The sequence below is a fragment of the Lentzea sp. NPDC005914 genome, from assembly GCF_040629405.1.
GTDB lineage: Bacteria > Actinomycetota > Actinomycetes > Mycobacteriales > Pseudonocardiaceae > Lentzea.
Genome location: NZ_JBEXVQ010000012.1, coordinates 55,197 through 78,149, shown reverse-complemented (window position 1 = coordinate 78,149; position 22,953 = coordinate 55,197). Strand labels below are relative to the sequence as shown.

Sequence of the window (22,953 nt, the reverse complement as noted above, 5' to 3'; positions counted from 1 at the left end):
GGCCGATCTGATTCCGGCTGTAATTCGAAAGGGGTACGAGTGTTCCTCGAACGAGTGACGACGGGGCTCGCTGCCGTCATTCTCGGAACATTTTTCTCCCAGATGATCTCGATCGGGTGATCTCGAATGAGACAGAGCACTGAGGCGGAGTCGAGTGTGGGTCTTCCCCTGGAAGAGTGGTTCGCCGGAGAGTTGACGGCGCCGATGGTGCCCGTGCGTGACGACGTGCGTCCGCGCGGCGCGCTCGGCCGCGTCAACGGAGTGGCAGTGCTGCTCGTCCTGGTGGATGCGCTCGCACTGCTCGTGATGACGACCAACGCCGGCGTGACAGCCGGGTGGGCGTTCGTGCTCGCGGGCGCGCTGCTGGCCGTCCGGGCGTCCGGGCGGATCTACCGAAGGCGCCTGATGCTCTCGTGGCTGCAGGACCTGCCGCGGTCGCTCGCCACGACGGCGATCGCGTTCGCCGCGGTGAGTGGAGTGGTGCTGGCCGCGGGCTGGGAGCCGGAGGTGTTGCTGCAGCTCAAGACGGCTGTCGTCGTCTTCACCGTCGTGGGCGAACCGGGCAGGCTGGCGGTGTTCGCGTTCGGCAGGTGGTGCCGTCGCCGGTTCGACCGCTGCGACCGGACCATCGTGATCGGCGCCGGAAAGGTGGGTACCGACCTCGCCGAGGTCATGCTGAACCACCCCGAGTACGGCCTGCGCCCGGTCGGGTTCATCGACGCCGACCCGCCCGGCGACCGGAAGCTGCCGGTCGCCCTGCTGCGCGAGGACCTGGCCACGGCCATCGACCGGCTCGGCGTCGGCACCGTGGTGATCGCGTTCTCGCACGCCGTCGACTCACCGCTGGTCGACGCGGCCGTCACCGCGCACCGGCTCGGCTGTTCGACGCTCGTCGTGCCGAGGATGTTCGAGCTGCACCAGGACGGGCCCGACGTCGAACGGCTGCGCAGCTACCCGTTGCTGCGCCTGAGCACCGCGCCCACCAGCAGGCCGACGTGGTGGATCAAGCGCCTGCTCGAGCGCTCGCTCGCGGCGCTGGCGTTGCTCGTGCTGGCGCCGGTGATCGCGGTGTGCGCGCTGGCGGTGCTGGTCGAGAGCGGCCGGCCGATCATCTTCCGGCAGGTGCGCGTCGGCATGGACGACCGCAAGTTCGTGATCCTGAAGCTGCGCAGCGTCCGGCAGACCGGCGTGGACGACTCGGACGTCCGGTGGTCGGTGGTCGGCGACTCGCGGGTCGGCCCGGTCGGCGCTTTCCTGCGCAGGACGTCGCTCGACGAGCTTCCGCAACTCTGGAACGTGCTGCGCGGCGACATGTGCATTGTCGGGCCGCGGCCGGAAAGGCCGGGTTTCGTTCGCCAGTTCTCCGCGATCCACGAACTATACTGGGCGCGCCATCGGGTCCCCACCGGATTGACCGGGCTCGCCCAGGTCCACGGATTGAGAGGCGACACCTCGATCGTGGACAGATCTCGGTACGACAACTACTACATCGCAAATTGGTCGCTGTGGCTGGACGTCAAAATCGTGCTGCTGACTGTGGGTGAGCTGTGTTGCCGAAGGAATCGCTGACAGGTCGGGTTCTCACGCGGTTCCTGGTGGCACTGCTGGTGTTCACCGCGACCGCGTGCACGTTCCTGCCGGTCTCGGAGAAGGCGGCGCAGGACAGCCTCGCTCCGCCGGACCCGTCGATCGTCAGCGGCCCGCAGCCGAAACCGCTCGCGCCGTGCGCGTGGTGGTACGGCATCGGCGGGAAGCCGACCTCGTTGCAGCTCAGGTTCGCCGCGGAGCACTACAACCTCGTGGTGCTCAACTCGTGGGAGACGGCGGCGCTGCGTCGGCTGCGGCAGCTGAACCCCAAGGTGAAAGTGCTGGTGTACAAGGACTTCTCCAGCACCCGGAACTATCCGGGGACGGTCGACAACGGCGTCGACGCGCCGTACCTGCCGACCGGGCTCGGGTACGCCGCCACGGAGAAGGCCCACCCCGAGTGGTTCGCCCTCGACACCGCGGACAAGCGGATCGAGTGGCAGGGCTACGAGAAGCACTGGCAGATGGCCGTGTGGACCGAGGCGTACCAACGCGCGTGGACAGCCGCTGTCGTCGCGGAGGTCGTCCACGAGGGCTGGGACGGAGTCCTGGCGGACAACGACTTCAGCTCGATGAGCTTCTACTCGCCGGCCGTGCTCAAGGGCACCGCGGACGTCGACGCCACCGATCGTGTGCTGCGCGACGGCTTCGACTCGTTCCTCGAGATCGCGGGCGACGGGCTGCAGAAGGCCGGGAAGATGCTGGTGCCCAACGTGTCCGAGTCGCACCTGCGGCCCGGCCGGTGGACCGCGCACTCCCGCTACGACGGCGCGATGGAGGAGAACTTCGGGCTGCGCGACGACGGCGGCAACGGTGAGCTGCTCACGTTCCGCGGCAACGAGTGGAAGGAACTGCGCGCCCAGGCCGCGCTCGGCGAGTCGTGGCTGCTGCTGGTCACCCACACGGCCAGCCCGCGCGAGGAACGCGTCGGTTACGCCACGGCGGCGCTGCTGGCCGGTCCGTACACCTGCTGGAACGGTGCGATGCCCGACTACAAGAACCCCGCGTGGTCGCAGTACCAGGAGGCGGGGCTGGGTGAGGCGGTCGAGACGGCGAACCGGCTGAGCAACGGGTTGTGGACGCGCCAGTTCAGCAACGGCTGGGTGGTGGTGAACCCGACGAGCAAGCCGGTTCAGGTGACGCCGCCGACCGGTCTCCTCGACATCAACGGGGCGGCGCCGACCGTGCCGTTCGAGCTGCCCGGGGCGGACGCCAAGGTGCTCGTCAAGCCGAAGTTCGGTCCGACGACCCCACCGGTCAAGCCGCCGACGGTGCCGACGACGACCACCACGAAGCCGCCGGTTCCTCCGAAGCAGGGCGAGGATCCGGCCGAGGATTCGATCAGTCCAGACCCCGGTACAACTCCAGGTGCCGCTGAGCACACACTTCCGAGCTGAAGCGCTCGCGGGCCCGTGCGGCCAGCAGCCGGCCCGTCCTGGACGGGTCCGGGTCGGCGAAGAGCGCGCGCAGCTGCTTGGCCAGCGAGACCGAGTCGCCGGGCGAGGCGAGGCGGAGTGCGGCGCCCGGCACGTCGAGCATGTCCGCCACGCCGCCGGTGTCCGTTGCCACCACGGGCTTTCCGGCGGCCATGGCCTCGGCGACCACGAGCGGCTGCTGCTCCATCGTGGACGGCAGGACCAGCGCGTCGTGTTTGCTGAGCAGCTCGGGCACGTCGGTGCGGAAGCCGAGGAACTCGACGGGCAGGCCCGCGGCGAGCTCCTCACACCTGGCGCGCAGCGGGCCGTCGCCCGCCACGGTGAGCGTCGCGTCCCGGGGCAGCACGCCGTGCAGTGCGTCCAGCAGGATTGGCAAACCCTTGCGTTCCACCAGAAGTCCGGCGAACAACAGGCGGCGCACCGGGCAGGTCGGCGGCTCGGCGTCGGTCATCGTGACGCAGTTGTCGATGTGCGTGATCCGGTGTGCGGGCACGCGCAAGCGCTCACGGAGGAACCTGCCCATCACGGGCGCGGGCACCACGGTGCGGTCGGCCCTGCGTGCGACGAGAGCGTCCGCGGCCAGCACGGTCATCGTGTAGGTGGACGGCCTGGGTGCTCGTGCGGCGCCGCGGAACCACGGTTCGGTCACGTCGTCCGGTACGCCGTGATAGGTGTGCACGACCGGGATGTCGCCCAGCCCGGCACACACGAGTCCGCTGCGGCGGTCCTGCGCGTGTACCACGTCCGGTCGCCACGCCCGCAGCGCCGCGCGTGCCTGACGGCTCGCCCGCAGATCTCCCTTGCGAGGAACGCAGATCTCCTCGTGCTCGACCAGGTGCGCGTCTCGGGCGGGTTTCGGGCCGAACACCCTGACCTCCGCCTCGCCGGAAGCCTGCAGTGCGGCGGCGAGCCGGACCGTGACGTCGACCGGCCCGGCCCGGTCCTGGGTGAGCAGGAACGCGACCCTCATCGTGCTTCTCCCTCGAGCTTCTCGACGAGCGTGATGATCTGATCGGTCATCCGGCCCCGGTCGAACAACGTCTCGGCGCGCCGTCGTCCGGTGCGGCCTTCGTGGTCCGCCAGCGACGGATAGGCCAGGCGCGCCGAGAGTTCCTGTCCTAGGGCGACGACGTCTTCCTTCGGTACGAGGGCGCCTGCCGGTCCGAGGCTCTGCCGCACGCCGTCCACGTCGAACGCCACGACGGAACGTCCGCAGGCCATCGCTTCCAGCGGTACCAGGGCCATGCCCTCGGCGCGTGATGGCAGCACCACGACGTCCGCCGCCGCGTAGAAGGCTTCGGCGTCGTCGCTGTGGCCCCACCACAGCACGGACTCCTGGTCGTCCTGCCAGACCGTCCTCATCGGACCGTCGCCGACCAGTACGAGCTGTGCTTCCGGCACGTCGGCGAGCACCGCGGGCCACGCGGCGAGCAGGAGGTCCTGGCCCTTCTGCCGCGTCACTCTGCCGATGCACACCACGGTGGGCCGTTCCGGGAGTCCGAGCCGCTGCCGGGCTTCTATGCGATGCGAGGGACGCAGACGGGCGGTGTCGACGCCGTTGCACACGACCTCTGCCGGTGCGGTCACTCCTGCCGCGCGGCCGGATTCCAGTTCGTCGTCGCTCACGCACACCAGCTGCTGCGTCCACCGGGAGGCGAAGGCTTCCCAGGCGGTACAAGCCTCTCGCAACAGCCCGTCCGACAGCCGGAACGACCACAGATGCGGCTGGAAGATCGTCGGTGTCCGGCCGCGCACCGCCAGCCTGCCGATCAGCCCCGCCTTCGAGCTGTGCAGGTGCACCACGTCCGGCCGCAGTTCTCGCAGCAACTTGCGCAGCCGCAGCGTTTCTCGCAGCGCTGACGGTCCGGGAGACCGGGTCGCACGCCACGGGTGGATCGTGTCCAGTTGGTCGGGCAGCCAGCCGTCCGGCGGGCAGATCACGTGCACGTCCCAGCCGGCGGCCCGTTGTGCCAGCACGAGGTCCAGCACGACTTTCGCGACGCCCGCCTCGACCGGCTGCGTCACGTGCACGACCTTCACAGGTTTCCTCGCAGTTCCCGCACGGCTTCGCGGTTGAGTGGAAGGACGATGGCCACGTACACGCCGAGCAGCGCCAGGCCGCAGAGCAGTGCGCCGGCGATTCCTCCTGAGGCGGGCAGGACCTTGGATGTCAGAACGCAACCCGCACCGGCCGCGAGCAGCCCGGCCACCGTGCGGGCCAGTTCTGCCGGCGGGAAGGCGAGTCCGTGCCGCACGAGCACCCACCAGGTGAGCGGGACGAGCAGCCAGACGATGACGGCCTGGGCGACCGCCACGGCCAGCACGCCGTGCTGGGTGGTCACCGCCAGAGCTCCCAGCAGCGCCACCAGGTGGGTGACTTCGAGTGCGAGGTACCAGCGCGCGTGACCGGCGGCCCGGATGACCTGGTACCACGTGTGCAGCAGGCCGAGCCCGAGCCCGTAGCCGCACAACGCGACCAGCACCGGCGCCGCGGGAGCCCAGCGTGCGCCGAACAGCACCACGCGGTCCGCGAGCAGTGCGGTGACGATGTACAGGCCGCCGGTGATCACCAGCGTCGCCTTGGTGAACCTCAGCAGGGCCCCGGACACCGTCTGTCCACTTCGGACCAGCTCGGCGCAGACCGGGAACATCACGCCGCCCAGCACGACGGCCACGAGGATGTACGGCATCCAGGCGATCCGGAACGCGAGCGAGTACACACCGACGGCCGACGGGCCGAGCACGTGCCCGATCGTCAGGTAGTCGACGTTGATCAGCAGGGTGGCGATGAGGGCTCCGGGGCCGACCACTGCCGTCCACCCCAGGGCTTCCTTCGCGGCGGCTCGGTCCCAGCGCGGGAGGATTCGTGCTCCCGCCGGAATCGCCAGCAACGGCTGGGCGACGGCGGTGCACAGCAGTCCGACGGCCATCGCGAGTGGGCCGAAGCCCAGTGCTGCCAGGGTGATCGTGACCGCGGCGCCCAGCACCATCCCGCCCGCGTCCGGCAGCATGCGCTTCTGGAAGTTCAGGTCGCGGTGCATCATCGCCATCTGCACACCGCCGATCGCGGTGAACGGCAGGCTGAGCGCGGCGATGCGGATCAGGGTGGCCGGTGTCCCGAGTGCGGCGGCGAGTGGTTCCGCGGCGAGCTGCAGCACCGCGGTCAGTGCCGCGCCGCCCGCCGCGCTCAGGGTGAGCACCGTGCCCGCGAGTTGGTGCGGGTCCCGGTTCGTCCGGCTGATCACGTCGTAGACGCCGGCGGACTGCACGACCTGGCCGATGTTGACCAGTGACACGACGAGTGCCACCGCACCGAGGCCGTCCTCGGTGAGCAGCGCAGCGAGCACCAGCGTGACCGCGACCTGACAGCCCTTGCTGACCACGTTGACCGCGAAGAGCCACAACGATCCCCGGACCGCCCGCGTGCCGACCTGGTTCGTCACGCGCGTCTCCTGGTGGCGACGACGACCAGCAGCACCCAGGCCACGACGATCGCCGCGCCGTCCACCGTGACGTCGGTCCGGCTGCCGAACAGTCCGATGATCGCTTCGTTTACGAAGTACAGGTGTACGAACGGAACCGTGAGGGCGAGCAGAGCCGCGCTGGTGAGCTGCCAGGCCTTTTCTTGCCTGCGTCGCCAGCAGATCACCGCGACCGCGGCCATGGCGGGCACCGCGATCAGCACGTCGCCGGGCTGGTGCACCAGTGCCACGACCGCGCCGACGCACGTGATCAGGTCCGCCACCGAACGGCTGTCGTCGTCACCGCGGTCGAGCTTGCGCGCGAGGTACGCGGTGGCACCCAGGACACCCAGCAGTGCCACGAGTTCGGCCCCCGGCGGCAGCCAGTCCGTCGTCCGGAAGAACACGGCCGGCAGGTCGACCCGTTGCGCGGTCAGGGAGTCGACCGCTCCGTAACTCGTGTGGCTGGCGTGCGCGAGGTTCGCCTTGATCACGTCGAGGAATGCCCCGACCCCGCCGCCCCGGTAGACCAGCAGACCGATGACGGGCAGGCTCGCGAGCGCCGCGATGGCCGTGCCGCCGAACGAGACCCGGCGCGACCCGCGAGCGAACAGCAGAACCGCCAACGGCAGTCCGAACTGCGGCTTCAACCACGCCACCGCCAGCCCGAGCGCCGCCACCCGAGGATGACTCGACCGCGCCATCAACGCCGCCGCCGCACCCACCGCGATCAACGGGTTGACCTGCCCCACGTACAGCTGCGCCTTGCCCACCTGACTGGTCACCAGCAGCGCCGCGATCACCGCCGTACCCAGCACGAGCGGCAGCTTCGCCTGCCGTGCCGCCAGCAACCCGAGCAGCCCCAGCAGCACGAGGGACGCCAGCGTGAAGGCGATCGCGCCGATCCGGTACTCGGGCAGCGCGAACGGCAGGTGCAGCACGAGGTGATACGGCTGGTAGAGGTTGAAGTTCTGCCGCACCGGCCAGTGCTCGAACATCGCCGCCGGGTCGTACGGGTTGCCGCCCGCCAGGAACTCGCGGATCGGGAAGTACGTCGCGTCGCGGAAGTCCTGCAGCCGCTCCTCGGCGAGGTTGGCCTCGGTCGGCGCCGGGACCTCCCACGCCGGCCGCAACGCCCTTGCCGCGCTGAACGCTCCGACGAGGGCGACCGCGATGGTGGCGAGCGTGCGGGTGCTGGTGGCCCTGGTCGTGGTGCTCACGCCGGCACCTCCGCCGTGAGGGCGGGTGGCGTCGTGGTGGTCACGCCTGTGCCTACGCGAGGAGGTCGTGTGGGACGGCGTGCGTGTGGACTCTGGTCTGGCCGCCTGCCGTCTGCAACGGGAGCGCGGGCGGGTGGGGTTGCGAGTGCGCGGGATCTGGTCGTGGTGGTCACGCCAGTGCCTCCGCGAGCAGGTCGGGCGGGACGGCGAGCGTCCGGACGCCGGTCTCGCCACCCGCCGCCTGCACCAGGAGCGTCGGCGGGACGACCGAGATGTCGACGAAGCCGTCTTCCTCGTCCTGCTGCGGGGCGGTCACGTCAGCACCACCGCTACGAGCACCGCGGACGTCGGCAGCACGGCGAGGGCCGCGGCCAGGTCGCCCGGCTCGCCCACGGCGTCGGCGACCGCGATCACCGCTGTGCCGTCGCCGGGCTCGCCTGCCTTGTCCGGCAACGATCCCGCGAGTGACTCGGCCTGCGCGGTGAGGCCGTGGTCGGCGGCGATCACGCGCACCGGACGGGCCGCCGCGACGCACAGCGCGGTCAGGCGGTCGAGCATGCCCGGGTCGTCCTCGCGGACCAGCGCCACCGGGTGGCGCACACCGGCCGCGGCGACGGCGGCTCGTACGGCGGCCGCGCCGGAACGTGGCCTGCGCAGGGTTCGCACGGCGGCGGTGGCGATGCCCGCCGCCAGGGCCGCGGCCAGTGCCAGGCCCGCGGCCAGCTTCCAGTCCGGGGCCACGCGGATGGTGTCGGGGCGGTCGTCCAGCACGCGCAGCCGGCCGGCGGGGGCCAGGAGGTTCGCGTCCGCCACGGCCTTGGCTACGGCGGTCACGGCGGATGAGGCCGCGGAACTCGATCCCGCTCGCACGGACAACCGGGCGAGGCCGGACGCCGGCACCAGCTCCACGCCCACTCCGGCCGCGATCTCACGGGAGGTGCTGCCCGACGCCTGTGCGGCGGCGTCCAGCACGGTCGGGCTGTGCACCAGCTGGACGATCGCCGGCATCGCCAGCGACGCGACCTCGCCGTACTGGGCGGCGGCGTCGGTCTGCGCGTTGGGCACGGCTAGCACGGCCACCCGGCTCTCGTACTGCTCGCCGCGCAGTGACGTCACCGCGAGCACCAGCACCGCGACGACCAGCGCCACGGCCGTTCCCTCCAGCAGCCTGCGCTTGTTCACCGTCGTTCTCCCACAATGGTTCGGAGCAGTTCGTCGTAGGACTTCATGAACGTGTGCGGGTCGTGGTCGCGCTCGACGGCCGCCCGGCCCGCCGAACCGGCCGCGGCACACGCACGCGCGTCGAACAGGAACGACGCCAGCGCGGCAGCGGTCGCCGCGGGCGAGCGGCGCGGCACGAGCACGCCGCCGCCACCGGCCAGTGCCTCGCGCACACCGTCCACATCGGACGCCACGACCGGGCGTCCGGCGGCGAGCGCCTCCAGCACCGCGATCGGCATGCCCTCCCAGTCGCTGGTGAGCACCATGACGTCGCAGGCCTCCAGCAGGTCGGGGACGTCGCACCGGGTACCGAGGAACCGCACGCGCTCCGCCACCCCGAGTTCCGCGGCGCGGAGCTCGAGCGAGGCGCGGAGGCTTCCGTCACCGGCCAGCAGCAGCACGGCGCCCGCGACCACGGCCCACGCCTCCAGCAGCACGTCGTGCCGCTTCTGGGGTTCGAGGCGGGCCGGGCACAACGCCACCGGCACGTCGGGGCCGATGCCGAGCACCCCGCGGACCGCCGCCCGAGGCACCCGCGGCGGTTCCGCGAACACCGCGTTCGGGATCACCTCGACGCCGAGGCCTCCCACGCGCAACCGGCCCGCGCTGGCCTCGGAGACGGCCACCACCGCACGCGAGGTGCGCCGCAGAACCCGTGCCGCCCCACTGAGATCCGCCTCGGAAACGCCGTGGAACACCGTCACGACGGGCCGCCCCCGCGCCGCCAGCCGGGACACGAGGCTCGCGGACACGTTGTGCGCCAACACGACGTCCGGCGAGAACGCCCGAACTGCCGACCGCGCGGCACCGACAGCCCGCAGCACCCCGACGGCCCTGCGTCGCGCCACCGGCACGTCGAACGTCGAGAAGCCCTGCGCGCGCAGGGCCTCGGCTCGATGCCCGCCCCCGCTCGCGACACCGGACTCCCAGCCGAAGTCACCGCCGGACCGCACCATTCCCGCGACGACGGCTTCGGCACCCCCGGCGCCCATCTCACTGATGACGTGCAACACACGCATCGCGCTCACGCTCCTCACGCCGCAGGTCGGCCGCGATCGCCACCGCGACCAGCGACCAGATCGGCAGGTAGTACTGCTCGGACAGGAAGGTCGACGCGACCAGCGCGGCGATCAGCGCGGCCTGGACGGCGAGCATCGGCCGCAGGTTCCAGCTCACGCGCAGCACGCGTTCCGATGCCACGAACGCCATCGCGATCGCGCCGAGAAAACAGGCGAGACCGGGCAGGCCGAGCTCGGCACCGATCTCCAGGTAGATGTTGTGCGCCACCGGCTGCTGTTCGTCGATCTCGGCGTTGTGCGAGGCGGCGGCGTAGGAGCTGCGAAAGCCGCCGGGGCCCACCCCGAGCACGGGATTCGAGGCCAGCATCCTGGCAGCGGCCTGCCAGCGCATCTCGCGAGTGTCCACATTGGTCGCGGCGATGTACGTCTTCTCCGCGAACGCCCGCTCCAGCACCGTGCCCGCGAACACCACGGCGCCAAGGCCGATGACCACGATCCCGCCCACCGCCACCGCCACCGCGCGCATCGACACGGCACGACGGGCCACGAGCCACAACGTCGCGGCGGCCAGCGCGAGTCCACCGCCGCGGGAGAACGTCGCCGCCGCACCCGCCGCCAGCACCGCCGCGACCGGCAGCAGGAACTTCCTCCCCGGCAGCGCGATCAGCAACGGCAGTGCCGCCACCAGGAAGAAGGCGAGGTCGTTCGGGTCCTCGAGCGGACCGGTCGCTCGTGGCGCGCCTTCGAAGACCAGGCTGTACAACGCACCCAGTGCCGCGAGCCCGGCACCGCCGAGCGCGGCCGCGAGCACCGTCCGCACCGGCACCTCCCGCGCCACGACGTCGGCCAGCACGCCGGTGATCACCAGGAACGGCAGGAACCGCTGGACGTAGTCCGTCGTGAACGGGTCACCGGCGTGCACGGCCGACGACACCAGCAGCACCACGCCGAAGACGGCCAGCAACGCGTGCAGCGGATGTGCGGCGGGCAGCCGGCGCTCACGCACGCGTTGCACGACCCACGACACGATCAGCAGCCCCGGAGCCACCTTGGAGAGGTGCGGGTGCACCACCTGCAGATAACCCTCCAGCGGAGCCAGCAGGACCGTCGCACACGCCAGCACGCGCAGCAGCAACGTCATCCGCACAGCTCCGTCCGGCGCTTCCGGAGCAGCGGAAGCCGGTCGACGTGCGCACCGGTGCCGACGACGTCGAAATGCCGCCGCAGCACCGAAAGCACCCAGCCGAGCAGCGCCACCTTCTGCGCACCCGGTACCGCCATGCCGGGGAAGAACTCCATCCCCGGCGCCTCGGCCCCGCTCAGCACGTCGGTCGGGTGCAGCAGCAACGACGGTGCCGTGCCGGTCGCCAGGCACAGGCGCAGCGCGGCGCGGAAGTAGCCACGTGCCAGCCGCGGCGAGATCTGGTGCAGCTGCAACAGGTACGCGCCGTGGATCGGGACCCGCGTCAACGGCATGGTGGTCACCGGCAGCTCGACCAGACCGGTGCCGTGCCAGCGGAACGGCTTGTTCGGCGTGAGCACCTTGCCGAACCCGCCGAAGAGGTCCTCGGCGGCACCCTGCGGCGCGGTGCGGTTGTGGTACGCGCGGGCCAGCGGGCCGATCCACGTCGGCAGCGTGCTCGCGTCGTAGCGGTAGCCGCGGGAAGCGAGAACCGAGAGCAGTTCCGGGGTGACGCTGTAGCCCGGACCGCGGAACCCGACCGGCCGGGGCGCCCCCGCGGCGACAAGCGCGTCCTCAGCCCTGACGATCTCCGCTTCCAGCTCGCGCCGGGAGTACCGGTGCAGCCAGGGTTCGTGGCCCCACGAGTGGTTCGCCACCTCGTGTCCAGCCTCGACGACGTCGCGGACGGCCTGCGCCCCGTCGTCACGTTCGGCGTCCGCCCCGACCACGAACACCGTTGTGGTGAGCCGATGTTCGCCGAAGACGTCCAGCAGCCGCGGCACGGCCGTGGCGAGGAAGCTCGGCCTGTTCTCCCAGTTCGGGTCGCCGTGGGTCTTGAGGTAGGCCCACAGGTTGTCCAGGTCCAGCGAGACGCTCGCGGTTCTCACCCGGCCACTCCGGCGGTGACGCGGCTCGGCGCGCCCAGCGTCAGCACCCCGGCGACGACGAGCGTCATCCCGAACCCGACGGCCCACTCCCAGCCCGGCGTGATCCGGTCACCGAGCATCCCGATGCCGACGACCGAGGTCAGCACCACGGTCGTCGCGTCCATCGCCGCCACGGACGACGTGGCCGTGCCGCGCTGCAACGCCACCGCGAGCCGCGACTGGCCGATCAGCGCCGCCACGACCAGCAGCCACATCAACGGGTTCAGCAGCAGGTCGAGCACGGGCTCGGCGGCGACCGCCCGGCCGATGATCGCCACCACGGCGAACGCCGTTCCGGCGAGCACCGAGATGATCACGGCGTTCGCGCCCTGCAGCGCCCGTGAGCCGAACACGACGCCGAGCAGCGGCAACCCGAGCAGGACCAGGCCCGGCACCGTCGGGATGTCCTTCGCGACCGACGACTCCGACGCCGTGACCAGCAGGACGAGCCCGGCCGCCATCATGATCAGCACCGCGATCTCCACCGGCCGCACGCGCCACTTCAGCACCAGCAGACCGAACGCCGTGGCCAGTCCGACGGCACACGAAGAGCCCGCCTGCACCAGGTAGAGCGGCAGTTCGGCGCGGGCGAGAAAAGCGAACCCGAATCCACCCACCTGGCCCGCGAAACCGAGCAGGTAAAGGCGGTCCTTGGCCAGCCGGGCCAGAAGTCCCATCCCGGTTCCCGGCCGTCGGTCCGCCCGTTGCGCCGCGACGGTCTGGGCCACGATGCCCAGGCCGTACAGCGTGGTGGAGATAACGAGCTCAAGGTATCCGGACACGCAGGACCTCCCTCGTCAAGGCCCCGAAGAATACGGAGCCGCGAGGACGATCCCCATTAGAGGGATATCAACAACTCATTGCCACAATTGCGGACCTGGTATTCGCTCTAAAGATGGAGAAATTTACTCGAAAGGGTGACGAATCAGAGTTCGATCACGGTGCCGTCCAGTGGCACCTCGACGCCGGCTTCGCGCAGCTTCGCCGCTTCGGGAGACTCCGGGTCGAGCACAGGATTCGTGTTGTTGAGGTGTGTGTAGATGCGCCGGACGGCGGGGAACCTCCGCAGTTCGGGCAGGCTGTGCGTGATCGGCAGGTGGCCCATCGCGGCCTGGCCGGACGAGCTGCCGGTCGCCGAACCCATCTCGGACGCCGCGTAGAACGTGCCGTCGAGCAGCAGGCAGTCGGCCCCGGCCACCACCTCGTCGAACCCAGGAGGCCACGACGCCAGGCACGGCGCGTAGACCAGCACGCCGCCGGAAACCGGGTCGAAGAACCGGTACGCGATCACCCAGTGACCATCCACAGTGGACGAACGGGCGTACTTCGGCCGCTTGGCGCTGATCGGGATCGCGGAAACCTGCAGCCCGCCGATGTCGAACGCCTGGTCCGCCTCGACCTGCCGCCACGCCACGGGCGCATAGCCGTCGATCACCGTGCGCAGGTCGAACTGGTCCTTCAACGCGTGCAGCACCGGCCCCGGCGCCCACACCGTCAACCCGGCACCACCGCGCAACGTCAGCAGCCCCAGCGTGTGGTCCAGCTCGGCGTCGGTGAACAGGGCTCCGCGCAACGGTGTCTCGCGCGGCCCGGGCCCGGGGTTCAGCAGCGAGCAGGCCGCGATCTGCGTGCGGATGTCCGGCGACACGTTGACGAGCCACCAGTCCGTGCCGTTGCCGCTGATCGCCAGGCAGTCCTGCGCACGCGACTCCAGGTCGCCGGAACGAGCGCGCACGCACAGCGCGCACGCGCAGTTCCACTGCGGGAATCCACCACCAGCCGTCGTACCGAGCAGAACCGCCTTCAAGACATCTTCCTCATGGCCATCGCGGGAACCTCCGCGGGCGTCATCTCGGTCTCCAGGATGAGGTCCACGGTGGACCGTTCAGGCGACAGCGAGCAGACCGGGTCGGTGTTCGCGGCGTCCCCGGTGAGCTGGAACGCCTGGCACCGGCACCCGCCGAAGTCGATCTCCTTGCGCGGGCACGAGCGGCACGGGTCCTTCATCCAGTCGAAGCCGCGGAAGGCGTTGAACGACGACGAGTTGTGCCAGATGTCGTGCAAAGACGAGTCCCGCACGTTCTCGATCTTCAGCGACGAGATCACCGTGGCGGCCGGACAGGGGAGCACGTCGCCGTTCGGTGCCACGGTCAGCTGTCGTGCGCCCCATCCGTACATGCAGGGCTTCGGATGGGCCTCGTGGTAGTCGGCGATGACGTAGACGATCTCCATCCGCCCGCGCAGCCGTTCCTGCGCCGCCGCGACGATCGGATCTGCCACCGAAAGCTGCTCGCGGGTCGGCAACAGCACCGCCCGGTTGCGCAAAGCCCAGCCGTAGTACTGGGTGTTGGCCAGCTCCAGCCGTTCCGCGCCCATCTCCTCGGCCATCGCGATGATCCCGCCGATGTTGTCGAGGTTCTGCCGGTGCAGCACGGTGTTGACGGTCAGTGGCAGACCTTCCTCACGGATGTACGCCGCCGCCTCCACCTTCCGGTCGAACGCCTTGATGCCCGCGATCCGGTCGTTGCCCTCACGAGTCGCGTCCTGCAGGGAGAGCTGCACGTGGTCGACACCGCGCGAAGCCAGGTCCCGCAACCGGTCGCGGGACAGACCCACTCCCGACGTGACCAGGTTGACGTAACAGCCGAGGCTGTTCGCGTGCACCACCAGCTCGGGCAGGTCCGGACGCAGCAACGGTTCGCCGCCTGAAAGATGGATCTGCAACGCTCCCAGCGCCCGCGCCTGGTCAAAGACCCGGCGCCAGGACTCGGTGTCGAGCTCGGCGTTGCGCTTCACCAGCTCCAGAGGATTCGAGCAATAGCCGCACTGCAACGGGCATCGGTGCGTCAGCTCGGCCAGCAGGCCGAAGGGGGCCTCAGCCATCGACGTCCACCACCCTTCGTTCGACCAGACGCGCCACCAGTTCGGCGACGTCCTCAGGCTCCACACCCGCGTACACATCGCCCAACGACAAAGCGATCTCCCCGACCGACCTCACGCCATCACAAAGTGCCACAACGGAAGCGGCGGTCTCGTTCAGAACAAGAACACCCTCGGGGAACAGCACGACGTGCGACTCGCGGATCTGGTCGTAGGTGCACTTCACGCCGCGCCGGATGTACGGCACGGCGTCCAGCGCGACGACCGACGTCACGGCTTGCCCTTGCCCGAGTAGTAGTCGACGGCGTCCAGCACGGCCCGCAGCACGTCGCACTTGAACGACAGCGCGGCGACCGCCGCCAGCTGCTGCTCGCGGGTGAGCGAGTGCTCGACCACGATGTCCAAAGTGGCCCGTCCCTCGCCGGCGACCGCCTGGATGCGGTTGGTGAAGTAGGCGAAGCCCTCCTCGGCGATCCACGGGTACTGCTCCCGCAGCGCCGCCAAACGCTTGCGCATCAACGCACCCGAGAACATCTCGGTGAGACCGGACGCGATCCCGACGACCCAGGGTTGCGTGCGCGCGAAGTTCACGTAGGCGTCGACCGCGAACCTCGTGCCGGGCAGCACGTGGCGTTCGTCGAGCACCTCTTCCCGCGTCAGCCCGACGGCTTCCGCGAGGCGGATCCAGTTCTCGGCGCCGCCCTCGCCCGGCTGCGTGCCGTCGTGCCAGATGATCCGCTCACGCCACTGGCGGCGGATTTCCGGCAACGGGCAGTTGGAGAGGATCGCGGCGTCCTTCTGCGCGATGCAACGCTGGTAGTACCAGCGGTTCGCGGCCCAGGCCTGCAGCTCGTGCTTGCTCAGCTGGCCCGCGTGCATGCGCAGGTGGAACGGATGGCTGTCCCAGTACCGGGGGGCGAGGGCGCGGAGCTCGGCGACGAACTCCTCGGGAGGCACGGCAGTCATTGGCGGAAACTCCTCGGACATCAGGGACGCGCGGCGAGGCGTGTGGTGCCGGGGTTCCCGTGGTGTGACGGGAACCCCGGCGGATGCCCAACGTCAGCTGCGAGCTGCGTAGGCGGTGACCTCCATCGGCGTCTCGAAGTCGCGGAAGTCGGGCTTGACCCATTCGCGCTTGACCTCGGGAAGCTTCTGCTCGGTAGCGGTGACGACAACGTTCATGGCGCAACTCCTCGGGTCTTGAGCCTGCGAGCCCAAACGACTGGGCGCGCGGCACTTCCGTGGGGCGCGGCGGCGAACCACACGTTATGTCTTCCAGGCCGTCAAGGTCTAGACCGTACATAAAGTTACCTAAAGTCATCGGAGGGGTGACCCGGTTGGCGGATGCACCCTCGACTACACACCGTGGTTGTATCGAGAGGCCCCCAGTCCGAAACTTCCGATTCGGGCTCGCCGTCGCCGCACGACGCGAAAGTTGAGGGGTCAGCACAATGGGTGCTCGTCGAAGTGCTTACGTCGGCGTCCTCGCACTTGCGGTCGGACTGTCCAGCGGCACGCTGGCGTCCGCGGCCGAGAGCGGCGCAGAGAGCGATGGAGTCGGCACGATGGCCGTGAAAACCATCGCCACCGGCCTCAAGCAGGCCTGGAGCATCGACTTCCTGCCGGACGGCACCGGCATCTTCACGCAGAAGGACGCCAAGACCGTCTCCACGATCACCAAGGACGGCAAGGTCACCAAGGTCGGGGACATCCCCGGCGTCTCGGTGACCAAGGAGGCGGGTCTGCTCGGCATCGCGGTGTCGCCCTCGTACGCCGCGGACAAGACGCTCTTCCTCTACTACACCACCGGAAGCGACAACCGGATCGGCACGTGGAAGATCGGCGACAGCGCGCCGAAGCCCATCGTCACCGGAATTCCGCGCGGCGACCAGTTCCACCACGGCGGCCGCATCAAGTTCGGCCCCGACGGCTTCCTCTACGCCGGTACCGGTGACGGCCAGAACGGCGACAACGCGCAGAACAAGAACTCCCTGGGCGGCAAGGTCCTGCGCATGACCAAGGACGGCAAGGCGGCGCCGGGCAACCCGTTCAACTCGCTCGTCTACTCCTACGGCCACCGCAACGTGCAGGGCCTGACCTGGGTCGGAAGCCAGCTCTACGTCTCCGACATCGGCGCCAGCAAGGTCGACGAGCTCAACAAGATCGAGGCCGGCAAGAACTACGGCTGGCCGAAGTGCGAGGGCTCCTGCAACACCGCGGGCATGACCAACCCGGTCAAGCAGTGGCCGACCTCGTCCGCCACGCCGTCGGGCCTCACGAACTTCAAGGGCACGCTGTACATGGCCTCCCTCAAGGGCGGCACGTACAAGATCGACACCAACGGCAACGGCGGCAAGATCTACACCAACCTCGGCCGCACGCGCGACGAGGTCGCGGGTCCCGACGGCTCACTCTGGGTGATCACGCCCGGCGGCATCCACATCGCCGACGGCAGCTGACCACGAAGACTCGGCTACCCGAGGTAGTTGAGAACGTCCCTCGCCTCACCCGCTCGGAGGCGAGGGGCGTCCCAAGACATCCGATCATCGTTGTGGGTTATTCCGATGTGTGATTGGGTAAATACGCCCTGCAACGTCGCCGCCGCAGACTAATCGAACGAGCGGACCCAAAGGAGAGCACACATGCGTGCTCGTCGTATCGCGGTCGCGGCAGCCTGTACTGCTGTGGCCGCATCCCTCTGCGTCATCCCCGGAGCCTCCGCACAGGACGGCCCCGGCGCGCAGGCGGTGAGGACACTCGCCACGAAGCTCGACATCCCGTGGGACATCGAGTTCGCGCCCGACGGCAGTGGCATCTTCACCGAGCGGGACACGAAGAAGATCAAGAAGATCAAGGGCACCACCGTCACCACCCTGGACACCGTGGAACAGGCCCAGGGGACCGGCGGTGAAGGCGGCCTGCTCGGTCTCGCGCTGTCGAAGTCCTTCGCGACCGACAACACGGTCTTCATCTACTACTCCACGGCGAACGACAACCGCGTCGCCAAGATGAAGATCGGTGGCACGCCGGAGCCGATCGTCACCGGAATTCCGAAGAACACGTACCACAACGGCGGCGGCCTGGAGTTCGGTCCGGACGGCTTCCTGTGGGCGACCACGGGTGACGGCCAGAACAAGCCGAACGCCCAGAACTGGAACTCGTTGGGCGGCAAGATTCTCCGCTTCGACACCGCGGGCAAGCCCGCTGCCGGCAACCCTCGCGCCGGCAGCATCGTCTACTCGATCGGGCACCGCAACGTCCAGGGCATCACCTGGGTCGGCACCACCGCGTACGCCACCGAGTTCGGCGACGCCAAGACCGACGAGCTGAACAAGATCGAGGCCGGCAAGAACTACGGCTGGCCGAACTGCGAAGGAACCTGCAACGTCGCCGGCATGACCAACCCGGTCAAGACCTGGAGCAACAAGGAGGCCGGTCCGACGGGCATCGCGCTGTACAAGGGCGCGCTGTACATCGGCGCGGTCACCGGCAAGCGCGTGTGGAAGGTGCCCGTGAACGGCACTTCGCTCGGCACCCCGCAGGCCGTGTTCTCCGGCTACGGCCGGGTGCGCGCGGTCGCCGCGGCACCGGACGGCACGCTCTGGCTGGGAACGTCCAACCAGGACAACAACGGTTCGCCTGGCGCGACCGACGACCGGATCCTGTCGACTGACGGCTGATAGTGACGTGGGTGGTTTCCGTTGCCACGGCAACGGAAACCACCCACGAACTCATGCCCTGCGACGCTTCCACACCACCAGCGCGGTGCCGCTCAACACGAGCAGCACACCGAGCGCGAGCAGACCGAACGGCGTGGCGCCGGTGACCGCGAGCGGCGGCTTCGGTGCCTGCGGCGCCTGTGGCGGGTTCGGCTGCTGCTTGAGCTCGTTGTTGTCGCCGCCGAGCCAGCTCACGGCGGTGTCCTCGTAGGTGATCGCCTCGTCGCGCGAGTCGGCCACCGTGTCGGGCAACGTCGGGTACTGCTGGGTGAACTGCGCCTCGGGCATCGGCGTCTTCGGTGCCTTGTCGAGGATGACGCCGCCGGTGGCGTACTCGAACGTCAGCAGCTGACCGTCCTGTTCGTACTTCCGCTCGAACTTGAAGTCGCCTTCCTTGTACGACTTCAGGTACTCCTTGAAGACGTCCTCCTGCTTCCACGGCGTGCGCGCGGGCCACTGGTCCACGCTGCCGCTGCCGATGATCTTCGCGTAGGCACCGGGCCTGACCTCGTTGCGCTGCCTGATCCACTCGGCGACGACCCGGCTGTGGTAGACGCTGCGCAGGTCCTGGTACTCCGGCGCGGTGTTCACCGCCTTCTCCACCTCGGGGATGATGATCGTCTTGATCAGCTCGAAGTTCTGCTCCTGCACGGCTTTCGGCTGCGTGCACGGCGGGCCGGACGGCGTGTTGATCACCAGCGGCTCTGCCTGGACCTTCAGCGGCGCGTCGAGGATGTAGAGCTCGCCGCCGTTCTCCCGCACCGACGCGGGCGCTGCCTCCGCCCACACGCGGTAGCTCAGCCAGCAGGGCGCGCCGTTGACGTGCTTCAGCGAGTCCCAGAACCGGTTGCCGACCGGGTTGTCCGGCACCATCGTCTTGGCCATCGTGCGCTTCATCCGCAGGTCCGCCTGCAGCAGCACGCGTCCGGCGTCGGTCTTGGCCAGCTGAGGGTCGAGGACCTTGTCCGGCTGGTCGGGGTTCAGGTTGACCCAGAACGACTGCACCGGCAGCGCGAGCCAGGTGAACAGCGCGTCGGACGTCAGCTCGGCGGTTTCGAGCCCGCCGAACGACGGGTTCTCTTCCTCGTCGAGATTGTCGTCGGCCTCGAACGCGTACTGCACGCCGTCGGGGGAGTCGGACAGGTACCGCAGCTCCATCGTCGAGAAGTCGATGCCGCCCGGCCTGCGGGGCATGCCGTCGACCTTGCCGTCAGGCCTGGCGGACCGTCGCTGCAGCTCGTTCTCCGCGTCCTGCACCGACTTCGCCTCGGCCGCGTTGCGCCCGGCCCGGTCGAACATGTCGTTCGCCGCACCCTTGGCGGGGCTCTGAGGGTTGGGGTTCAACAGTTGTGACGACGGTCCTGGCTGCGGCTTGATCGGGATGGTGCCGCGTCCCGACGCCTTGCGGATGTGCGGATCCTCGAGCCCGGCGTTCTTGATGGCCTCGATCGTCTTCTTGCTCGGCTGGCTGCCGAAGACGTACTGGACGCGGTAGCCGTGCTGACGTGCGAACCGCGCGTCCTTCTCCAGCTGTTCCACGTCGATCCGGTTGCCGGCCTTGAACTCGTAGATGATCTTGTCTTTGTGGTTGATCGCGTCGTAGAAACGGCCGGCCACCGGCCTGCCCTGGGAGTCGCGGATCTGGTCCTGACAGATCCAGTCGTCCCCGCCGAGCCCGATCTCCTCGGTCATGAACTTCTCGTAGCCGGTGCCCTTGAAGTCGTTGCTCGTGTTGGGGATGTAGCCGTTGAGCCACCTCTGGTACCCGAGCTGCGCGCTGGGCTTCGGCCCGACCGGATTCGCGTTCCAGTCGGCTAGCTGCTTTTCCTTGTACTTGACGTACCGATTCCACGCGGCGTACGCGTGTTCCTTGGTGCCGAGCGCTTTTCCGTCGGTGCTCTCGCCGTACGAGAGGAGCTCGGCGGGGTCGTCGGGCAGTTTGAGCCCGCGCAGCTTCTCGCTGGGGTTGTCGAACGAGTACTGCCCGCGCTTGCTCGGCGGCGCGATCCCGTTCCCGAAGCCGGGCAGCTGGTTGCGGCCGGGTACCGGCTTCGTGACGTTGAACATCTCCTTGCAGGGCCGCGCCGACTGAGCCTGTGCAGGTGTCACTGGCGTCGCGCTGACGAGCAGGATGAGTGAGGCGGCAGCCACCAAGGCTCGGATGCGAGTCATGTTTCCCCCTAGAAACTCGACCCGAGCACCGTGGCACGTCCGTAAAGTGGCTGTGGGGAAACGTTCGCAAGATCCTCTGAACGGCCCAACCCGTTGCGCCCCAGAACAAGGGATGACCTGATGACCAGCGCGTGGCGCGAGGAGATGCAACCAAGGCTTGTCGCACTGGGAATTCCACTCGACTTCACCCCGGACACGCTGGCCCGCCTGGAGGGGATGGCCGCCGGGCAACCGCGCCTCGCACTCGCTGCCGCCGGTTATCTCGGCGAGGCGTTGATGCGCGTGGGCGGCGGCCACTGGGAGGTCACCGACGCCGGACCGGTGGTGCACTTCGACCCGGCGCTGGAACTCGCGCCACTGGCCGTCCTTCCCCTGGTCACCAGAGCGGTCGAGGCGCACGACGAGATCACGAGGACCGTCGCCGTCTTCAAGCAGCGCAACCCCGAGTGGTCACCGGCGAAGGAACACACTCCCGCGATCGACTGGATCGACGACTCGAACCACCCTCAGCACCCGTGGCTGGTGTCCTGGCTGGCTGACCGGGCCGCGGCCTTTCCACAGTGGACGGTCGACCACCCCGGTCCGTGGGACTTCTCCCCTGAGTCCCTGGACGCCTTGGAGAAACTGGTCCAGGAGGTCGGCCTGGCGCCGGAGGAGTTCGTGGAAGGTGCCGTCTGGTACCTCGGCGAGGTGGTCTGCCGCAACCGCGGCGCGCGGTGGAAGTACCACTACGACGAGCGTCCCTACTCCGAAACCGGCAGTGTGTGGGCGAACAACCCCTTCGTCGACCAGTCCGTTCCCGACGGAATCGGCGATGTGCCGATCTTCATGCTGAAGACGGCTGTGCGTCGTGGTGAGCCGGGCGTTCTGCGCGACCGGTTCGCCAAGTTCCGCTAGCGGTGTGGCCCGGCGACGTTCCGGGACGCGCCACTAGTTGCGCGCGGCGGGCAGGCGGCGGAACTGGTCCAGCACGGCCGGGTCCTGCAGCTGCATCCACTGGATCACCTCGGTGTAGGTGGCGCACACCGTCTCCGGCTTGTCGCACACGTACCCGAGGAACTGCTCCATCGCGTTGGAGAACGCCGAACCGTTCCACTCGTTGAAGTGGTTGCCGATCACGAGCGGCGCGCGGTTGCCGTTCAACGCGGCCTGGTGCACCGACTTGTAGGTGTCGAAGACGATCTGGCTGAACTCGGGCGCGCGCTGCGGTTCTTCCTTGGCGCCGTTGAGCGAGTACCAGAGGTTGAAGTCCATCATGACGACCTGCTTGCCCAGCGCGGGAACCCGCACCTCGGGCATCGGGAACTCGTACAGTCCGTTTTGGACGGACGGCCACTGCACGCCCAGCGCGACCTTGCTGGTGTCGTAGACCAGGCCGTGCGCGGCCATCGCGGGGAAGGCCTGGTCCCAGTTGCCTTCCAGGCACGGCGTCCGTCCACCCCGGACAGCGCCGTCGGCGAGCTTGAACCCGGCGGCGCGCGCCTTGTCCACGATCTGCTTGAACTGGTCGAGCTCCTGGCTCCAGGCCGCGTTGTCCCACTTGTCGACCGACGGCTGGGTGCCGCCGGAGCAGAAGTGGCCGTTGTAGTGCGTGCCGAGCTCGTGACCGTCGTCGATCACCTGGTTGAGGTAGCCGATGCGGGAGGTGATGTCCTGCTTCGTGCCGCCGAACGAGATGTCGGAGACGCCGCGCTTGAGCCCGGCCGGCGGCTGGTAGAGCAGGTTGTCCTGTTCGGCCAGCATGTACACGCCGGACAGCAGGCCCGTGACGTGTGCCTTCTTCTCCTTGGCGATCGGCAGAACCTTGTCCCAGTGCTGCTTGGACACCGCGCCGTCGAAGGAGAACAGGACGAACTGCGGCGGCTTCTCGCCGGGGCCGAGCTTGTGCATCCACGGCTGCTTCGCGACCTGCTCGGCGGTGGGGGCGGGCACGGTCGGCGTCGGCCCGGCGTCCTTGGGAGCGGGCAGCCGCGGCGCCATCGGTAACGGGCCGGAGTCCGGCAGGCTCTCCTGGTCCTTGTGCGGACCGAGGGTCATCACCAGCACGAGAGCGAGCGCCAGCGCCACGCCCGTGGTCAACCATCCCCACCGTTTCACACTAAAGGAGACGGTTGATTACCCGAACGGGT

General features: G+C 69.2%; 22 protein-coding genes. 5 read left to right on the top strand and 17 right to left on the bottom strand.

Translation table 11 applies throughout. The features are described from left to right. The first annotated feature begins 126 nt into the window (after positions 1 to 126). Together ABZ345_RS18880 and ABZ345_RS18875 are read left to right on the top strand one after the other, a co-directional pair. A complete protein-coding gene (locus tag ABZ345_RS18880; RefSeq protein ID WP_359849860.1) occupies positions 127 to 1,569 on the top strand; it encodes an exopolysaccharide biosynthesis polyprenyl glycosylphosphotransferase in 1,443 nt (480 codons plus the stop codon). Beyond that, entirely contained in the window at positions 1,548 to 2,984 is a 1,437-nt protein-coding gene (locus ABZ345_RS18875; protein ID WP_359849857.1) for a putative glycoside hydrolase family 15 protein, read from the top strand. The genes ABZ345_RS18880 and ABZ345_RS18875 overlap by 22 nt, the downstream gene beginning before the upstream one ends. On the opposite strand, the gene ABZ345_RS18870 is transcribed toward ABZ345_RS18875, so the two are convergent. The 15 genes from ABZ345_RS18870 to pqqA form a co-directional block, all read right to left on the bottom strand. After that, positions 2,929 to 3,993, bottom strand: coding sequence for a glycosyltransferase family 4 protein (locus ABZ345_RS18870; protein ID WP_359849855.1), 1,065 nt, complete (start codon positions 3,991 to 3,993; stop codon positions 2,929 to 2,931). The genes ABZ345_RS18875 and ABZ345_RS18870 overlap by 56 nt on opposite strands. Continuing rightward, positions 3,990 to 5,063 (bottom strand): glycosyltransferase, encoded by a 1,074-nt coding sequence (locus tag ABZ345_RS18865; protein ID WP_359849852.1) that lies wholly within the window; start codon positions 5,061 to 5,063, stop codon positions 3,990 to 3,992. Before ABZ345_RS18865 ends, ABZ345_RS18870 begins: the two co-directional genes overlap by 4 nt. Then, positions 5,060 to 6,466 (bottom strand): oligosaccharide flippase family protein, encoded by a 1,407-nt coding sequence (locus ABZ345_RS18860; RefSeq protein WP_359849849.1) that lies wholly within the window; start codon positions 6,464 to 6,466, stop codon positions 5,060 to 5,062. Before ABZ345_RS18860 ends, ABZ345_RS18865 begins: the two co-directional genes overlap by 4 nt. Beyond that, entirely contained in the window at positions 6,463 to 7,704 is a 1,242-nt protein-coding gene (locus ABZ345_RS18855) for a glycosyltransferase family 87 protein (RefSeq protein ID WP_359849846.1), read from the bottom strand. Before ABZ345_RS18855 ends, ABZ345_RS18860 begins: the two co-directional genes overlap by 4 nt. A gap of 169 nt (positions 7,705 to 7,873) precedes the next feature. Next, positions 7,874 to 8,020, bottom strand: coding sequence for a hypothetical protein (locus ABZ345_RS18850; protein WP_359849843.1), 147 nt, complete (start codon positions 8,018 to 8,020; stop codon positions 7,874 to 7,876). Continuing rightward, positions 8,017 to 8,886 carry a hypothetical protein gene (locus ABZ345_RS18845; protein ID WP_359849840.1) on the bottom strand — a complete coding sequence of 290 codons (870 nt, stop codon included), beginning with the start codon at positions 8,884 to 8,886 and terminating at the stop codon, positions 8,017 to 8,019. The genes ABZ345_RS18850 and ABZ345_RS18845 overlap by 4 nt, the downstream gene beginning before the upstream one ends. Continuing rightward, a complete protein-coding gene (locus ABZ345_RS18840; RefSeq protein ID WP_359849837.1) occupies positions 8,883 to 9,944 on the bottom strand; it encodes a glycosyltransferase in 1,062 nt (353 codons plus the stop codon). The genes ABZ345_RS18845 and ABZ345_RS18840 overlap by 4 nt, the downstream gene beginning before the upstream one ends. Then, positions 9,919 to 11,085 carry an O-antigen ligase family protein gene (locus ABZ345_RS18835; protein WP_359849834.1) on the bottom strand — a complete coding sequence of 389 codons (1,167 nt, stop codon included), beginning with the start codon at positions 11,083 to 11,085 and terminating at the stop codon, positions 9,919 to 9,921. Before ABZ345_RS18835 ends, ABZ345_RS18840 begins: the two co-directional genes overlap by 26 nt. Beyond that, positions 11,082 to 12,014 carry a polysaccharide deacetylase family protein gene (locus ABZ345_RS18830; RefSeq protein ID WP_359849831.1) on the bottom strand — a complete coding sequence of 311 codons (933 nt, stop codon included), beginning with the start codon at positions 12,012 to 12,014 and terminating at the stop codon, positions 11,082 to 11,084. Before ABZ345_RS18830 ends, ABZ345_RS18835 begins: the two co-directional genes overlap by 4 nt. Continuing rightward, the gene (locus ABZ345_RS18825) at positions 12,011 to 12,835 is read right to left on the bottom strand and encodes a hypothetical protein (protein WP_359849828.1); all 825 of its coding nucleotides are present in this window, start codon (positions 12,833 to 12,835) and stop codon (positions 12,011 to 12,013) included. The genes ABZ345_RS18830 and ABZ345_RS18825 overlap by 4 nt, the downstream gene beginning before the upstream one ends. Before the next feature lie 143 nt (positions 12,836 to 12,978). Beyond that, positions 12,979 to 13,860, bottom strand: coding sequence for a pyrroloquinoline quinone biosynthesis protein PqqB (gene pqqB / locus ABZ345_RS18820; protein ID WP_359849825.1), 882 nt, complete (start codon positions 13,858 to 13,860; stop codon positions 12,979 to 12,981). Further along, a complete protein-coding gene (pqqE, locus tag ABZ345_RS18815; RefSeq protein ID WP_359849822.1) occupies positions 13,857 to 14,936 on the bottom strand; it encodes a pyrroloquinoline quinone biosynthesis protein PqqE in 1,080 nt (359 codons plus the stop codon). The genes pqqB and pqqE overlap by 4 nt, the downstream gene beginning before the upstream one ends. Continuing rightward, on the bottom strand, positions 14,929 to 15,207 hold the full coding sequence (gene pqqD, locus ABZ345_RS18810) for a pyrroloquinoline quinone biosynthesis peptide chaperone PqqD (protein WP_359849819.1): 279 nt from the start codon (positions 15,205 to 15,207) through the stop codon (positions 14,929 to 14,931). The genes pqqE and pqqD overlap by 8 nt, the downstream gene beginning before the upstream one ends. Beyond that, positions 15,204 to 15,899, bottom strand: a complete 696-nt coding sequence (pqqC, locus tag ABZ345_RS18805) for a pyrroloquinoline-quinone synthase PqqC (protein ID WP_359849816.1) — start codon at positions 15,897 to 15,899, stop codon at positions 15,204 to 15,206. Before pqqC ends, pqqD begins: the two co-directional genes overlap by 4 nt. A gap of 93 nt (positions 15,900 to 15,992) precedes the next feature. Beyond that, the gene (gene pqqA, locus ABZ345_RS18800) at positions 15,993 to 16,115 is read right to left on the bottom strand and encodes a pyrroloquinoline quinone precursor peptide PqqA (RefSeq protein ID WP_112270711.1); all 123 of its coding nucleotides are present in this window, start codon (positions 16,113 to 16,115) and stop codon (positions 15,993 to 15,995) included. A gap of 269 nt (positions 16,116 to 16,384) precedes the next feature. Between pqqA and ABZ345_RS18795 the strand changes: the two genes are divergently transcribed. Both ABZ345_RS18795 and ABZ345_RS18790 read left to right on the top strand, forming a co-directional pair. Next, entirely contained in the window at positions 16,385 to 17,392 is a 1,008-nt protein-coding gene (locus tag ABZ345_RS18795) for a PQQ-dependent sugar dehydrogenase (protein WP_359849813.1), read from the top strand. Positions 17,393 to 17,575: 183 nt separating this feature from the next. Then, entirely contained in the window at positions 17,576 to 18,613 is a 1,038-nt protein-coding gene (locus ABZ345_RS18790) for a PQQ-dependent sugar dehydrogenase (RefSeq protein ID WP_359849810.1), read from the top strand. Positions 18,614 to 18,664: 51 nt separating this feature from the next. Here the strand turns inward: ABZ345_RS18790 and ABZ345_RS18785 are convergent, their stop codons facing one another. Then, the gene (locus tag ABZ345_RS18785; protein ID WP_359849807.1) at positions 18,665 to 20,719 is read right to left on the bottom strand and encodes a hypothetical protein; all 2,055 of its coding nucleotides are present in this window, start codon (positions 20,717 to 20,719) and stop codon (positions 18,665 to 18,667) included. Between the two features lie 225 nt (positions 20,720 to 20,944). Between ABZ345_RS18785 and ABZ345_RS18780 the strand changes: the two genes are divergently transcribed. Beyond that, positions 20,945 to 21,721: a hypothetical protein gene (locus ABZ345_RS18780; RefSeq protein WP_359849805.1), complete on the top strand. Its 777-nt coding sequence runs from the start codon at positions 20,945 to 20,947 to the stop codon at positions 21,719 to 21,721. Positions 21,722 to 21,754: 33 nt separating this feature from the next. On the opposite strand, the gene ABZ345_RS18775 is transcribed toward ABZ345_RS18780, so the two are convergent. Next, complete coding sequence (locus ABZ345_RS18775; protein WP_359849802.1) at positions 21,755 to 22,903, bottom strand: polysaccharide deacetylase; 1,149 nt, start codon at positions 22,901 to 22,903, stop codon at positions 21,755 to 21,757. Between the last annotated feature and the right edge of the window lie 50 nt (positions 22,904 to 22,953).